The sequence below is a fragment of the Synechocystis sp. PCC 7339 genome (assembly GCF_019924095.1).
GTDB lineage: Bacteria > Cyanobacteriota > Cyanobacteriia > Cyanobacteriales > Microcystaceae > Synechocystis.
Window position 1 is genome coordinate 118,997 of the sequence record NZ_CP063660.1, and the last position, 13,769, is coordinate 132,765.

A 13,769-nucleotide genomic window follows, 5' to 3' on the forward strand; every position below is an offset into this window, starting at 1 on the left:
TTAACCCTTCTCTTCCAATATCGCCAACCTTTTCTCAATCCGACTAACCCTCTCCACCAGGGGCAACCTATCGTTATCCCCCACATAAGAGGCGATCGCCGCTAAAACCCCCTCAGTCACCGTCAAGCCTTGTTGGTCAAGGTAAGACTGCAACTGGTTAAGCAGTGGATCTGGAACCCGGATAGATAATCGCCTACTTTCCATAACTGACGATAGATTTCTACTGTCTGACGGAATGATAACGCCAGTTTAGTTCAAAGGCCGCAAAGTCTTAATAAATCGTGATAATCACCAAAAACATTGTTGATTAAATCTTCGGCAGAGAGGGTAGTCAGTTAAACTGAGTTCAATTTATTACTAGGGGTTATGAAAGAAGATTTACTACCATTCCTCTCCGGGGTTGCTCTATTACTTCTTTACTTGCTCTGGTCAGCCAAAACTGAAATGGGAACTCGGTGGCCTTGGCGGAAATAATTATTCAAAAGGCTTTCAGAAAAAACTTAACGATAACTGCCCTGGTGTCACGTTCCCCTGTTGCCTGCGGTGATAGTGGAGATGACAAGGCAAACAAAGGGCCTTTAAATTCTCCGGCACATTATTCCCTGGATCATAGTCGCAATGGTGAACTGCCATCCTGAGCCGATACCGTTCCCCCTTGGATAAACCCTTCCCCTCCCCAGGCTTTAAGCATTGCACCCCGCACCGTTCACAGACCCAACTAACGGACTGCTTTTTGGTGGTGGCTATATTTTTCCAGTCGGCGGAATAACGGTCATCCTTCATTCCAAACCCCTAGTAATTTTATCAAACGTCTAACTCGCAAGACTTTGAGCTAAATGTCTATTAGAAACCTGACACTGTACATTAAGCAATAGACAGTGGGGCTATTCCCTCTCCACAGACCGTAAACCCCTAATAATTTTTGTAATCGACCATTGAGCTTCCCGTCCGGCTTTCCCCTGGCGAGTGAAAAGAAACCCTTGGCGATCAAACTGTTCACCTCTGGGCTTAACCCCTAGTAATTTTTCAATCTGCGTGGTGGTGAGTAACCAACCATAACTGACTGCATCTTCTAGATCTCTGAGATTATCCAACGGCGATCGCCGGGATTCCATCAACTGCATCAGAGCCATCATACCGGGGTCAAAAGGCAACAGGTCAGACTCGACGGTGACGGGTTCAATACTGCTTCCCACCGTGGTCACTTCGGAGGAAGGTACAAAATTGTTTAGGGTTCCGCCTTCGGCTAGATGTTCATCTAACTGATCAAGCAACTTAACCGCTTCATCATCAAACATAACCTTATTTCCCTTGCGGGTCGGTTCAAGCCCCAAAGCATTGATGCGGTTGTAGAGGCTCTGGCGGGTCTTTAAGTTATAACGGATTAACAAATCGGCGATCGGCAGCATTGGATTCTTCCACGGGTGAAATGTCTATTACTGTCCAGTGACTACTAGACACTAGCAATGTTCCGACACTTTACACTGTCCAGTGATGACTAGGCATTTAAAATGCTTGTCTGGAAAAGATTCTGAAAATACACCTCATTATTGTCTTCTGCTCACTAGACAGTTGGGAAAATCAAGAATAGACACTATCAAGTAGTCAATAGACATTTCACTAGACAGTCTTAAAAAATTACCGAAGCTTACAATCCCGGCGTTGTCTGGGAAAAAAGGCCAGCAAAATCCCTCGTAACAGTGGCCGTAGGATCGGCTTCTGGCTTGGAAATCACATCAAAAGCTTTGTTACGGTACCGATGAAGCATTTTTTGAGGACGATGAAGAGCGGGAAGTTTTGCTAAATCTTTACAATGAAAAAGCGAATATTCTTGATGAGGAAGACGAGGGGGAAGTGGATTTAACGTCGGAAGCTCTGCAAATTTGGCAGACGGCTATTGATGCAAATCCTAAGTTAAAACGTATTGTTGAAGATCTGCCGGACGTGGTGTTTTCCACTCGCTACCATGGGCCGACTGTTTTGGAACCAGAGGGGGTTTTGCTTTATCTCAGGACTGCTGAAGGTACGGATGCGCTGGCATGGGTGGATAAGCAGGGCCATAGTGTGACTCAATCTCAGATGCGAATTTTGCGAATGGCGGGTTGTGATTTAAATACCCCCGCTCTAAACCGTCATCCTGAACATCATAATTTGGTCCAAAAGGCAGCGCAAATCATAACTGATCAGACGAAAAAAGTTGCTGGCACAATGGGTAGTCGGCGGGGGGCAAGGGCCAGAACCTACGATCAGCTAATATCCTATTGCCAGTATGTGCAAGAAAAGACACCGATTTTAGCCCAGGGCCAGGACTGGGAAAGTTTAGTCAAAGCTATTGAAATGATACACAATTATCCTCTTAAACAAAATGCGATCGCCTCCCTGAACCGTGAACTAAAGGCAGGTATTTCCGATGAAGATTTAGCGCAAAAAGTAACCTATCTGATGGAGCATGATGCGCTGTGTGTAGTGACTGCCGATGGAGAATTTGAGGGGGCAAAGGTGATTTGCTCGCTGGGATTATTTCAACGTTAGGATCAAACTATATTAATTGAGGAAAAATTAATGACAACAACTCAAGCTCAAATTGTTGAAATGTTGGAACAGTTACCAGATAGTGCTTTAGATGAAGTGAAATCATTTTTAGCGGCATTACAAAATCGTTATCCTGCAGAACACACTCCAAAGTTGAGTGAGGGCATGGCTTATATTGAGCAAGTTCGGGGAAAAATGCAGTGTGATATGACCACCGATGAAATTATGGCGTTGACAAGAGGTGAGGATGATTAAAGTTTTGGTAGATAGTAATGTCTTAATTGATGTTTTTTCAGAAGATTCTACTTGGTTTGCTTGGTCACATCAAAAGATTGCTTATTTTATTGATCGGTCTGAGGCATATCGGCTTGTGATTAATCCTATTATTTATGCGGAAGTATCCGTTGGGATTGAGTCTACCGAAAAGCTTGATCAACTTTTATTGCCAAAATACTACGCCAGAGAACCTCTACCATATGAAGCTGCATTTCTGGCGGGAAAAGCTTTTCTGCAATATCGACGTAGTGGGGGAACTAGGCGATCGCCGTTACCGGATTTTTATATTGGGGCCCACGCTCTAACGTCTGATTATCTGCTATTGAGTCGTGACAGTAAGCGTTACCAAACTTATTTTCCTGATCTTGATCTCATCGCACCTTAAAGAATTTTTCTATGAAATTGAACCGTACACGTACCCAAAAATATCTTAAGAATTTTGATTTTGAATCTCTCTTTATTGAAGAATTAGGTTGGGATACGATTGACCCAATAGCATTGCCGTTAGAAGTTGATGAGGATATTTTTGAGGCGATTGCCATTGCCCAGAAGCGTGGTTTCATGGTCTATTATTGTTCCACTCCTGAGATTCCAGAGCGAAAGGTTAGGTTGGCGCTTGATCGTCAATTATCGGATTATTCTAAATCTCACCTCTTGATTTTTGGGGATGAGGCGCAAACATCCCAAGTTTGGATGTGGGTCAAACAGGAAGGAAAAAAGCGTAAACCTATTTTCCACAGTTACAACACAAGTAAGTCGGCGGAACCATTAATTCAGAAATTAGAGCCATTATTTTTCAGTATTGATGAGGAAGATGATGCAACCCTGGTCAAGGCGGTGGAAAAGGTTAGTCAGGGTTTTAACATTGAGCAGGTTACGAAGCAATTTTTTCAGGATTTTGAGGGGTTACACAAGGATTTTTGTTTGGAGATTGATGGGATAGAAAATGAAGGCGATCGCCGTTGGTATGGCTCGGTGGTGCTGAACCGCTTGATGTTTGTTTATTTCCTTCAGCGGCGATATTTTCTGGATAATAAGGATAGTCTTTACTTACAGCATAAGTTAGAACATTGCCAGGCAAATGCAGAATCTTTTTATGAATTTCTCAAGGGTCTCTTCTTTGAGGGTTTTGCGAAGCCAGAATATGAGCGGGGCAGTGATTTACAGAAGCGACTGGGTAAAATTTGTTATCTGAATGGAGGCTTGTTTCTGCGGCATTCCCTTGAGCAAAAGTATTCAGAAATTTCGATTAAAGACAAGGCTTTTGGAGATGCCTTTGAGTTATTTTCTCGCTATTCGTGGCACTTAAATGATCGCCCCGATGCAGAAAAAGACTCCAACGAAATTAACCCTGATGTGTTGGGATATATTTTTGAAAAATATATTAACCAAAAGGAATTTGGGGCTTATTATACTCGTCCTGAAATTACGGAATATCTCTGTGATCGCACAATTAATAAGCTGGTGGTAGATAAGGTCAATACTTTGGCAGATAAAGATTTTAAGGATTTGCCCCAGTTATTTGCGGGGTTAAATACGGATCTTTGTTTGTTGCTATTAAATGAGATTTTACCGAAGTTAACTTTACTTGATCCGGCCTGTGGTTCGGGGGCATTTTTGGTGGCGGCGATGAAAACATTGATCCCGATTTATCAAACCATCACGGGTAAGATTGCGTTTTCCAATGATGAAGGCTTAAAGGCTTGGTTGGCGGAGATACAGCAAGATCATGCGTCCCTAGACTATTACATCAAGAAGCGCATTATTACAGATAATCTCTATGGCGTGGACATCATGGAGGAGGCGACGGAAATTGCTAAGTTGCGTCTTTTTCTTGCGCTAGTGGCGGCGGTGGATAAGGTGGAGGATCTGGAGCCATTGCCGAACGTGGATTTTAATATCATGGCCGGTAATTCGCTCATCGGTTTAATTCGGGTAGATGAGCATCAATTTAATAGCAAAAAAACAAATAAATATAATGATCAGCTTGCAACTCAAGGAGAGTTAGGTTTATTTTCCTCTGACTATCAAAATATTTTGACTGAAAAAAATAAAAGTATTGCACTTTATAAGCAACACGCTTTCATTTCTGATAAGGAGCGCAATACAGAGGAAAGTGAACAAGTTCCAAGTATTTTATTACTACGGAGTAGCATCGATGAACTGAATCAAAAATCTCAGAAGAAGTTAAATGAAATTTTATTAAATGAATTCAATTCTCTGAAAATCAAATATGAAGAAGCTCAGCTTAATGGGAAAGCAAAAAAGAGGGTTTTGAATATCGATGATATTAATGCTCTGGAGCCGTTCCATTGGGGTTATCATTTTGATAAGGTTTTTGAGCGGGGTGGGTTTGATGCGATTATTGCCAATCCACCCTGGGAAATTTTTAAGCCACAAGCTAAGGAGTTTTTCGCCCATCATAGTGATTTGGTGACGAAAAATAAAATGGATATTAAAAATTTTGAAAAGGAACAGAAAAAGCTGTTAGAAAAACCAGAAGTTGCTGAGGCTTGGCTTGAGTATCAAAGCAAGTTTCCCTACGTAAGTGCTTATTATCGTTCAGCGGAAGATTATCGAAATCAAATTTCGGTGGTGAATGGTAAAAAAGCGGGGACAGATATTAATCTCTATAAGTTATTCCTAGAGCGTTGTTATGATTTACTGCGTAAAGGTGGTGAATGTGGCATCGTGATTCCGAGCGGGATTTATACAGATTTAGGAACAAAACAACTCCGCGAAATGCTGTTTTCTGAGACGCAAGTTACAGGCTTATTTTGTTTTGAAAATAATAAAGCAATTTTTGAAGGGATTCACCGAAGTTTTAAATTCGTGGTTCTTAGTTTTGAAAAGGGTGGCACGACTCAAGCTTTTCCAACAAGGTTTATGCGTCATGAGGTAAAAGAATTATTAAATTTTCCGAACTCGGATGATATTGAACTGGATGTTGATTTGATTCGTCGGTTGTCGCCGGATTCTCTGTCGATTATGGAGTTTAGGGAAGAAATTGATGTCAGAATTGCCGAAAAAATGACTCAGTTTCCTTTATTGGGAGAACAAATTGAAGGCAAATGGAATTTAAAGCTTTCTGCTGAATTTCACATGACAAACAAGAGTCACTTATTTAAAACAGAGCCCTCTGCAAGAAGATTATCCCTCTATGAGGGCAAGATGATTCATCAATTTACTGATAGATTCGATTTATCTGCTTTGAAGTATTGGATCGACGAAAAAGAAGGACGACAATCAATTTTAGGTCAGAGAGGACATGATAATAGTCAAAAAATGGACTATCAAGATTATCGCTTAGGTTTTCGTAAAATCGCAAGTAGCACAAATGAAAGGACGCTTGTGTCTACTATTATTCCAGCCAATAATTTTTGTTCAGAAAATTTCCAAGTTGCGTTGAACTTTAATGAAAATGGTAGTCGAAGAATCAAATATTCTGAAATGTTCTTTTTATGTGCAGTATGGAATAGTTTTGTTGTTGATTTTATGTTGCGTCAACGTGTATCAGCAAACATTAATTTTTTCTATGTATATCAATTAACGATTCCTCGATTACAAAAAGGCGATGCGTGGTTTGATGAGATAGTGGAGAGAGCAGCAAAACTGATTTGCACGACCCCAGAATTTGACGAACTCGCCGCAGAAGTTGGCTTAAACAAAAAAGTCCCCCTTACTAAGGGGGATTCAGGGGGATGTTATGGCGTAACCGATGAAGCAGAACGTGCCAAACTCAGAGCAGAGCTAGACGGTATTATTGCCCACCTTTATGGCTTAACCGAAATCGAATTTAAACATATCTTGAGTACCTTTCCCATCGTCGCCGATGATGTTAAACAAAATGCCCTCAACGCCTATCGTGATGTAAAAAAAGGGGTGATTCAGTGAACAAATTTGAAATTCTGACCCCCCTAAACTTCACCGTCCGCACCTCGGAGGAATACTGGCAAAAAATTATCCAAAAACATCCAGACATTGCCGATTTAGAAACCGAAGTACAAACAGCTCTTAGCAATCCTAATGAAATCCGCAAAAGTAGCCGCGATCCAAATGTTTTATTGTTTTACCTAACACTAAAAGAAAAACGATGGGTAGCAGTCGTTGTCCGTCGATTAAACGGCGATGGTTTTCTAATTACCGCATACCAAACTGATGCAATCAAAGAAGGAGAATCCCTATGGCACAGGTAAAAATCTACTACGAACCAGAAATGGAATTACTCACCGTATTCTGGCAAGCCCCTCGAAAAAATCAAATTGCCACGGAACTTGGCGACGGCATTATTTTGATTAAAGACAGCACAACAGGCGAACCCATTGGCATCGAAATTTTGTCCTATCAGCCCGGCGATAACCGATTTGATGCAGTCAGTGTAGAAATGGGCAGATTAGCTACAGTTTGATCTGGAAAATGAATTTATTTCTGTCTTAACTCCTTGGAGATCGCCGTCAATCACGTTAAACAAAATACTTTTAATTTTATGACATTGAAAACGAGGTAATTGTCACATGGAAAATCTAGAAAAAATCCAAAACTACCGCACGATTATCAAGCAAATTCTCAGTCAGTATGCCACCTATAAACCAGCAAACGGTGAAATTGAGATGCAAATTTTATTTGATACAGAACATGATCACTATCAAGTTCTAGGCATTGGTTGGGATAAAAAAACACGGATTTATGGCTGTTCAATGCATCTAGATATTAAAAACAATAAAATCTGGATTCAAGTTAACAATACTGAAATAGATATTGGTCAAGCTCTCGTTGAAATGGGTGTGCCGAAAGAGGATATTGTGATCGGTTTTCAGCCCGTTTATATTCGTCAAGTATCAGGCTATGCGATTGCCTGACATCTCGCTGATTAGCTGTAACCAAAAAATCTTGAATTATTCCCATGTCAAAACCATTTGGTAAAATTAGGCAATTAGTTACTAACAACCAATGGGACGTTATCGATCGCCAAAGTCCAAACAGATAACCACAGGGATTTTCGTAGTAGTAGCCATGATTTTGTTTCAGGGCAAGGACTCACTCTACTATCACAATGGCAATGGTGGCGATAACTGGAAAATTGGCTCACCCCAGACCCATATATTCAATGCCCATCAGACTCGTTCTCTAGAAGACCTTCAAGCCCAAGCTCTCACCCTAGTCAACCGCGATCGCCAGTTAAACAACCTTCCCCCCCTGGTGACAGATCCCTTGATTACTAAAGCCGCCCAAGGTCACGCGGAGGATATGGCCAAGCGAGATTTTTATGGCCACGATACCCCTGAAGGAAAGTCCCCGACCGACCGCTATCAAGCCTTAGGGGGAAAAGGTGGAGTTGGTGAAAATATTGTAGTCTTACCCGGCTCTCCCCATTTCTCCCTCAACTATGGTCTGGTAGAAAGGTTTCAGAAAAGTTGGATGTATTCGGAAGGACATCGCAAAAACCTATTGACCCCCAACTACACTAAGTTTGGCTACGGCATTGCCACCAATCCTAGAACAGCTAAAGTCTATGCTGTTCAAAATTTTCAATAGTGGCCATTAAATCCCCAGTAAAATGCCAACACATAGGGCAATTTGCCCCCAATCGGCACTAGGGGACTGTCTTCTACCTGTCGCTCAGTTCCCGAGATATCCGTCATTCAATGAGCATAAATCTTTCTAATTTCCATAGTAAATAAAATGAAACAAAGCTTATTAGAGATGTTCGCAAAGAGTTAAAATCTAAGAAATGGGTTCTATACTTTAGAATAGGCTCTAATTTTCTACTTTCACTATTTATACGTTATGCTTGACTTCTCAGCAATTTCTGAAGCTTTGGATATATTTGATGGAGTTCGTAATGAAATTGTCGGTGTTGTGGGAGAATCAATCTTTAATCAAGCGGCAAAAAAATATCTAAGTGATGACTATATCCTAATTAATGACATTGTTTTAAAGTCTGGCAGCGGTACAACTCAGATAGATCAAGTTATAGTTTCAAAATTCGGGTTATTTGTTATTGAAATAAAGAATTATAAAGGTTGGATTTGGGGAGATGCTAATAGTCAGTATTGGATACAAACTTTATCTAAGGGAAGCAAAAATAAATTTCAAAACCCCATTCGACAGAACTATAAACATATCAAAGCCCTAGAATATCTCTTGAAATGTCAGCCAAATTATTTAAAATCATTAGTTGTTTTTTCATCTTTTTGCCAATTTAAAACATCATTACCTTCAAATGTTGTTCAAGGGGAAGTTGCATATATAAATTACATCAAAGAACATAAAGAGTCTTTAATTTCAGATGATGAAGTTAAGGAAATTACCCAAAAAGTATTGGGAGCCAGATTAGATGCCAGTGAACATAGAAAGCATATCCAAAAAGTCAAGAATCAATATCAAAATGCTGATGAAAATACTGCTCCTGAATGTCCTAAGTGTGGAAAAAATATGGTATTGAGAAAATCTAAGTCAGGCCCTAATGTTGGGCGAAGTTTCTGGGGATGCAGTAGTTACCCTCAATGTCGAGGGATTGTCAATATTAAAACTGCTGAAGAAAAAGCCGCAGAAGACATCAAGAAAATGCACAAATTATTCAAGCGTATTTTGTGATTAATCCTTGTTTCTTATTGAAATTTAAAAAATGATTAATCAACAAGATGATCGCCGTTAACTCTTAGTAATTTTTTCCAAAACAATAACACCGGAACTGAAAACTAGAACGAGATTGTAGATAAAGCTTGCTCCTTTTCCTGTTCAGAAACCTCCAGGTAGTGGGACAACACATTCAAATTCTTATGGCCACTAATCTTTTGGATCACGCGGAGATTAATTCCCTTGCGACACATCATCGTTAACGCAGTGCGGCGGAAAGAATGGGTGGATACTCCCCTAGCTTCAATTTTGTCGGTGGCCGCCTTCAAAATTTTATGGGCCATGGAAGGATGGAGGTGTGACCCCACCCGTTTGCCCCGAAACACATAGGCAGATGAAAACCTAACAGATTGTTGGATTTGCCGGTACTCATCAAACAAAGCTTGCAACGCCAGAGTAATGGCCACAGTGCGACTGGATTTGGTCTTAGTTTTTTCAATGCGGAAAGTCATAGCATCGGCGGTGACATCAGCCCAAGCAAGAGAACATGCTTCCCCAATCCGGCAACCAGTGTAAAGACAAATGCCAAACAACAGGCGATCGCGGGGAGTGAGCAATCCAACGGTGAACAGGTTGTGCAGTTCCTGCTCTGTTAATACTTTTGCTTGTCCCTGACGGTTAATTTTCATTCAATAATTTGCGGAAAATATTGAATAGCTTCCACAACCCTAATTCTATCGTGGAATTTTTCCAACTCCCCATCGCTCAACATAAATTATTGCTAATTATTCTCAGTTGATAAATTCCGAAAGCCACCATCATCGCCAAAATCGTCTGATATGCCTTTTTGCTTGGCAAAATTATGTAGTTAACCTGAAAAGCCAAATGTGAGGGTTATAGGTGATTCTCAATGGTGTAATTTGTACTGCATCATTCTTAATTTCATTTCCTTGTTGGGTTCATCCATGTACAGGTAAAGTAGGTAAATGAGCAAGCGCTATCAATGCTATCATTCGAGTGATAACCAAAAGCAAGAGTTTGTTGTGGGCTGGAGGTAGTGTATGGCGAATCTAATTGTCCGCAATATTGATGAAGCGGTGGTGGTGGCCCTGAAAAAGCGGGCGGGGCAACATGGCATCAGTGCCGAAGCAGAGCATCGCAGAATCCTAGAACAGGCCCTATTGCAACCTCCCCGAAAATCCTTTGCGGAGGTGCTTCGCCAGATTCCCGATGTGGGCAATGACTCAGACTTTGAGCGAATACAGGATGACAGAACCAGTCAAATATTTGATTGATACCAACGTTATTAGTGAGCTACGGAAGCAAGATAGGGCTGACTCCGGCGTACTAGCATTTTTCCAACAAGCTCAGCATCTCTATTTGAGTGTGATTACCATTGGAGAATTGCGGCGGGGTGTGGAATTAATCAGGCATCGAGGAGATGATCAACAAGCCAATTTGTTGGAGGAGTGGTTGGAAATTGTCATTGCTGATTACGCTGACCAGATCCTAGATTTCACCATCTTTGAGGCTCAAGTTTGGGGAAAATTACGAGTCCCTCATCCCCATAACGCTCTAGATAAACAAATCGCCGCCACTGCCCTTAGTTACGGACTGACCCTAGTTACCCGTAATGTAAGGATTTTGCTGACACAGGAGTTTGTTTGCTTAATCCTTTCAGGGGCAATCAATAATCCAAATAAAAACCCCGACTTTAGTCAGGGCTGTACTAGCCTAATAGCGATTAGGTTAGTGTTAAGGGTTGGGAGTTGTCCGGTTAAGGATCTCTGTCAGTTTGTCCTCAATTCTTTGTAGATGATCCAGGTAATCCGATTGGGACTCATAAAAATCAGCTTGGGCGGCCGCTAATCTTGCCATCCATTCAAAGACGTGGGCCCGGTCTTTACGGTAAAGGGAACTATCCTGATTAGCTTTGCTTGTTAATGCTTCAATGCTCTTGGCGTTGGACTCAATCAGAGCCTCAATGCGATCTAGTCGGTCAGACATACGTTAAACTTCCTATTAGATTTGTGTAATGGATTGGGAGAGTTAGTGGCTCTCCCTTTCTGCTTTTAGGGTAACGGATCAGAGTCAAGGAACGACAGTTGGAATTTGTTCAGGGCACATTTTGAGATCAACCATGGCACCAGGAATATCAAAAAGTTACCCCTTGTTTTAGTCAAAGTTGGGCAGAGATCGTCAGTCTTGAAACCCCTAGTAAAAGTTATTGGGGTCTATTTCCTTGGCTAAAACTCCCTACATCAATTAGTAAATATCGTTACATTTTAGAGTCTATTTAAACAGTATCCCAACAATCAATTCAGCGATTAAACAGAGTTGTCAGAGCATTAGTGGACAAATCAATAAAGCTTTAAAGAAAGTTAAATTTTCCAATCTTTGTGGTCATTTTATTTAGCTATTGGACAATATAAATTACTAATTTTAAGGAGTTCACTATGGAATTTAACTCCCACGACTGGCCTACCCATAAACAAGGTGAAGTTGTCCGCCAACTAATACTAGATGCGTTGGACAGTCCAAAGACCAAGGAAGAATTGTCCAGTTTGTGCAACAAAAGCGTTAGACAAATCACTAGACATTTACACCGTTTGTCCAGCGAAAACAAGATTTTGTCCACTGGAAAAGGGCAATTTGTCCGGCGGATTGCCGCTGGATTTTTACTCCTTTACGTTGGACAAATTTAGTCCAGCGTTGGACTTGACAGAAAAAAATTGTCATATAGAATCCCCTAAACGACAAGTTCCACAAAAAAATATTTGGGAGATTAAAAAAATGTCCATCGCTGGAAAGTCCAAAGGTGACGTTGTACAACAACTGGAAAAGTCCTACGGGGTAGCCCGGACAACGGTGTTTAATCGGCTGAAATATTTAGGCTATTCGTTGGACAAAGTTGATGATTTGTTCAGTTTGTCCAATGAACAAATGGCTGAACTTGATAACCTCCACCGCTGGATAAGTGAGGGGGCAGAATGGCTGACTATCCCAAGCCCGGTCAATTGGCCATGGTCACTGATGAGGGGAACTAGAACAGTATGGGGAAGCAATCAATTTTGATGCCCTAGAAGGGGACGAGGAACTGGGTCACGCTGAGCTGATCCGGGCGGCCCAAAATCAAGCGGCGGGATACTAATTGCCCAGAATTTACTAACCGCTGAAATCCTCAAAAATCCCCAACATTTACCGGCGGATCTCCAAGCCCAGGTGGAGCAGTCCAAGGTGGCGATCTCGCAGAGATCCGCTACGCGGTGCGCCCAAAGCCCCAGAATCCTTTAGTGGTGGCTTCCCAATGGATTACCAAGGCGAAGGCTTATCAGAGCAACCAGAATCATGGTCAACTGGCGGCCTAGGGGATGGGACGAGTGGGATGAACAGGAGCTGGCCCCACCGGCCGGGGAAAGTTGTTATCGGCAACCGGAGATGAAGGTCTGCTCCATTCCCTTTATTCCGCTCGCTCAGTGTTGGTGACATCGGGGAGGGTATGGGCAAAACCTATCTGGTGCGCCAGGTCTGGGAACGGCTTTTGTCCGATGGAGTAACGTGCGAATACTTTGAACCCGCTACCCCCAAAACCATCCTGATGGCGATCGCCGACATGGCCGGGGTCGATATCAAAAACTTGGAAGGTAGGAGCAAAACGGTGGAAGTGCTTAAGCAGGAATTAATCCAGTGGTTCAGCGTTAATCGGGCGGTGCTGATCTTTGACGATGCCCATTACCTGGAAGTCAAATTTCGGCTTTGGCTCAAGAAGCTCAAGGATGTGGGGGTTCCCATTCTGTTGGCGGCCACCAATCCCCCCCGCACTGACCTGTTTATTTATGTCCCCAGGATTGAACTCAAACCCTGGCGGAATATCAGATCCGAGACTTGATGGAAAAAGAGGCCATTAACCTGGGTCAGATTTAAAGCCCATCAAATGCCAAGCTCCAAAGCCGGGCCGGGGGCAATCCCATGTTGGCCAAGCGGCCATCGAGGAGGGTTTTTGGGCATCCAAAACGAAGCGGGTGACCATGGCAGATACTTTGACATCACCCCATTACTGCTCCTGGTGGGCATTGTCTTTATTGCTATCGCTTCATTGGCCTGGGGACGGGAAATCAATCCCTCTATATTTTGGCGGCATTGGGGGAGCGATTTTCCTAGGGGTAGCCCGACTTTCCTACTACCTACCGAAGGAATCAAGGAGATTAGCAACTGATGCTCACCATTACTCACCTCTTAGTAGGAGCGGCTTCCGTCGGCATGGCAGTCCAAACCACCAACCCGGTTCCCATTCTGATTGGGGCGATCGCAGTCTCTTAGCGGACATCGACATCAGCACCAGTCCCGCCGGGAGGGTATTACCTTTTATTTCCCGACCCCTG

At 42.3% G+C, this 13,769-nt stretch carries 18 protein-coding genes and 2 pseudogenes; 14 read left to right on the forward strand and 6 right to left on the reverse strand.

All coding sequences use genetic code 11. From position 1 onward, the window contains the following. The 4 genes and pseudogenes from IQE94_RS18425 to IQE94_RS18440 form a co-directional block, all read right to left on the reverse strand. The gene (locus IQE94_RS18425) at nt 1–204 is read right to left on the reverse strand and encodes a hypothetical protein (RefSeq protein WP_223343354.1); all 204 of its coding nucleotides are present in this window, start codon (nt 202–204) and stop codon (nt 1–3) included. Between the two features lie 285 nt (nt 205–489). Continuing rightward, the gene (locus IQE94_RS18430; protein ID WP_223343356.1) at nt 490–783 is read right to left on the reverse strand and encodes an HNH endonuclease; all 294 of its coding nucleotides are present in this window, start codon (nt 781–783) and stop codon (nt 490–492) included. A 101-nt stretch (nt 784–884) separates the two neighbouring features. Next, entirely contained in the window at nt 885–1,409 is a 525-nt protein-coding gene (locus IQE94_RS18435) for a hypothetical protein (protein ID WP_223343358.1), read from the reverse strand. Nucleotides 1,410–1,648: 239 nt separating this feature from the next. Further along, nucleotides 1,649–1,753: pseudogene (locus IQE94_RS18440) on the reverse strand (SDR family NAD(P)-dependent oxidoreductase); the annotation flags it as partial. Nucleotides 1,754–1,797: 44 nt separating this feature from the next. On the opposite strand from IQE94_RS18440, the gene IQE94_RS18445 reads away from it, so the two are divergent. From IQE94_RS18445 to IQE94_RS18485, 9 genes are all read left to right on the forward strand, one after another. Next, entirely contained in the window at nt 1,798–2,532 is a 735-nt protein-coding gene (locus IQE94_RS18445) for a hypothetical protein (protein WP_223343360.1), read from the forward strand. A 30-nt stretch (nt 2,533–2,562) separates the two neighbouring features. Next, nucleotides 2,563–2,787 (forward strand): hypothetical protein, encoded by a 225-nt coding sequence (locus tag IQE94_RS18450; protein WP_212722613.1) that lies wholly within the window; start codon nt 2,563–2,565, stop codon nt 2,785–2,787. Then, the gene (locus IQE94_RS18455) at nt 2,780–3,193 is read left to right on the forward strand and encodes a type II toxin-antitoxin system VapC family toxin (RefSeq protein WP_223343362.1); all 414 of its coding nucleotides are present in this window, start codon (nt 2,780–2,782) and stop codon (nt 3,191–3,193) included. The genes IQE94_RS18450 and IQE94_RS18455 overlap by 8 nt, the downstream gene beginning before the upstream one ends. 11 nt (nt 3,194–3,204) lie before the next feature. Then, entirely contained in the window at nt 3,205–6,702 is a 3,498-nt protein-coding gene (locus IQE94_RS18460) for a DNA methyltransferase (RefSeq protein ID WP_223343364.1), read from the forward strand. Beyond that, nucleotides 6,699–7,004, forward strand: coding sequence for a hypothetical protein (locus IQE94_RS18465; RefSeq protein WP_212722625.1), 306 nt, complete (start codon nt 6,699–6,701; stop codon nt 7,002–7,004). Before IQE94_RS18460 ends, IQE94_RS18465 begins: the two co-directional genes overlap by 4 nt. Next, the gene (locus IQE94_RS18470; RefSeq protein ID WP_223343366.1) at nt 6,992–7,216 is read left to right on the forward strand and encodes a hypothetical protein; all 225 of its coding nucleotides are present in this window, start codon (nt 6,992–6,994) and stop codon (nt 7,214–7,216) included. The genes IQE94_RS18465 and IQE94_RS18470 overlap by 13 nt, the downstream gene beginning before the upstream one ends. Nucleotides 7,217–7,322: 106 nt before the next feature. Beyond that, nucleotides 7,323–7,667, forward strand: a complete 345-nt coding sequence (locus IQE94_RS18475) for a XisI protein (RefSeq protein ID WP_212722629.1) — start codon at nt 7,323–7,325, stop codon at nt 7,665–7,667. Between the two features lie 154 nt (nt 7,668–7,821). Further along, complete coding sequence (locus tag IQE94_RS18480) at nt 7,822–8,343, forward strand: CAP domain-containing protein (RefSeq protein WP_223343367.1); 522 nt, start codon at nt 7,822–7,824, stop codon at nt 8,341–8,343. 252 nt (nt 8,344–8,595) lie between these two features. Further along, nucleotides 8,596–9,405, forward strand: coding sequence for a nuclease-related domain-containing protein (locus tag IQE94_RS18485; RefSeq protein WP_223343369.1), 810 nt, complete (start codon nt 8,596–8,598; stop codon nt 9,403–9,405). A gap of 104 nt (nt 9,406–9,509) precedes the next feature. Here IQE94_RS18485 and IQE94_RS18490 read toward each other — a convergent pair whose 3' ends face one another. Continuing rightward, on the reverse strand, nt 9,510–10,076 hold the full coding sequence (locus IQE94_RS18490) for a site-specific integrase (protein ID WP_223343371.1): 567 nt from the start codon (nt 10,074–10,076) through the stop codon (nt 9,510–9,512). 372 nt (nt 10,077–10,448) lie between these two features. On the opposite strand from IQE94_RS18490, the gene IQE94_RS18495 reads away from it, so the two are divergent. Beyond that, nucleotides 10,449–10,682, forward strand: coding sequence for a DNA-binding protein (locus IQE94_RS18495; protein WP_212722504.1), 234 nt, complete (start codon nt 10,449–10,451; stop codon nt 10,680–10,682). Then, nucleotides 10,654–11,081 (forward strand): annotated as a pseudogene (locus IQE94_RS18500) (type II toxin-antitoxin system VapC family toxin). The gene IQE94_RS18495 and the pseudogene IQE94_RS18500 overlap by 29 nt, the downstream one beginning before the upstream one ends. Before the next feature lie 61 nt (nt 11,082–11,142). Here IQE94_RS18500 and IQE94_RS18505 read toward each other — a convergent pair. Then, complete coding sequence (locus IQE94_RS18505) at nt 11,143–11,394, reverse strand: hypothetical protein (RefSeq protein ID WP_190597172.1); 252 nt, start codon at nt 11,392–11,394, stop codon at nt 11,143–11,145. A 449-nt stretch (nt 11,395–11,843) separates the two neighbouring features. Here IQE94_RS18505 and IQE94_RS18510 point away from each other — a divergent pair, with 449 nt between their 5' ends. The 3 genes from IQE94_RS18510 to IQE94_RS18520 all read left to right on the forward strand — a co-directional run bounded on the left by IQE94_RS18510 (nt 11,844) and on the right by IQE94_RS18520 (nt 13,276). Next, nucleotides 11,844–12,092, forward strand: a complete 249-nt coding sequence (locus IQE94_RS18510; protein ID WP_223343307.1) for a hypothetical protein — start codon at nt 11,844–11,846, stop codon at nt 12,090–12,092. Between the two features lie 13 nt (nt 12,093–12,105). Next, nucleotides 12,106–12,462 (forward strand): hypothetical protein, encoded by a 357-nt coding sequence (locus tag IQE94_RS18515; protein ID WP_223343372.1) that lies wholly within the window; start codon nt 12,106–12,108, stop codon nt 12,460–12,462. A gap of 424 nt (nt 12,463–12,886) precedes the next feature. Then, nucleotides 12,887–13,276, forward strand: coding sequence for an ATP-binding protein (locus IQE94_RS18520; RefSeq protein ID WP_223343373.1), 390 nt, complete (start codon nt 12,887–12,889; stop codon nt 13,274–13,276). The last annotated feature ends 493 nt before the right edge of the window (nt 13,277–13,769 follow it).

Bases quoted from the DNA above. Each gene is read 5' to 3' on its own strand.
- IQE94_RS18425 (WP_223343354.1), bottom strand. From the start codon at position 204: ATGGAAAGTAGGCGATTATCTATCCGGGTTCCAGATCCACTGCTTAAC.
- IQE94_RS18430 (WP_223343356.1), bottom strand. From the start codon at position 783: ATGAAGGATGACCGTTATTCCGCCGACTGGAAAAATATAGCCACCACC.
- IQE94_RS18435 (WP_223343358.1), bottom strand. From the start codon at position 1,409: ATGCTGCCGATCGCCGATTTGTTAATCCGTTATAACTTAAAGACCCGC.
- IQE94_RS18450 (WP_212722613.1), top strand. From the start codon at position 2,563: ATGACAACAACTCAAGCTCAAATTGTTGAAATGTTGGAACAGTTACCA.
- IQE94_RS18455 (WP_223343362.1), top strand. From the start codon at position 2,780: ATGATTAAAGTTTTGGTAGATAGTAATGTCTTAATTGATGTTTTTTCA.
- IQE94_RS18460 (WP_223343364.1), top strand. From the start codon at position 3,205: ATGAAATTGAACCGTACACGTACCCAAAAATATCTTAAGAATTTTGAT.
- IQE94_RS18470 (WP_223343366.1), top strand. From the start codon at position 6,992: ATGGCACAGGTAAAAATCTACTACGAACCAGAAATGGAATTACTCACC.
- IQE94_RS18475 (WP_212722629.1), top strand. From the start codon at position 7,323: ATGGAAAATCTAGAAAAAATCCAAAACTACCGCACGATTATCAAGCAA.
- IQE94_RS18480 (WP_223343367.1), top strand. From the start codon at position 7,822: ATGATTTTGTTTCAGGGCAAGGACTCACTCTACTATCACAATGGCAAT.
- IQE94_RS18485 (WP_223343369.1), top strand. From the start codon at position 8,596: ATGCTTGACTTCTCAGCAATTTCTGAAGCTTTGGATATATTTGATGGA.
- IQE94_RS18490 (WP_223343371.1), bottom strand. From the start codon at position 10,076: ATGAAAATTAACCGTCAGGGACAAGCAAAAGTATTAACAGAGCAGGAA.
- IQE94_RS18495 (WP_212722504.1), top strand. From the start codon at position 10,449: ATGGCGAATCTAATTGTCCGCAATATTGATGAAGCGGTGGTGGTGGCC.
- IQE94_RS18505 (WP_190597172.1), bottom strand. From the start codon at position 11,394: ATGTCTGACCGACTAGATCGCATTGAGGCTCTGATTGAGTCCAACGCC.
- IQE94_RS18510 (WP_223343307.1), top strand. From the start codon at position 11,844: ATGGAATTTAACTCCCACGACTGGCCTACCCATAAACAAGGTGAAGTT.
- IQE94_RS18520 (WP_223343373.1), top strand. From the start codon at position 12,887: ATGGGCAAAACCTATCTGGTGCGCCAGGTCTGGGAACGGCTTTTGTCC.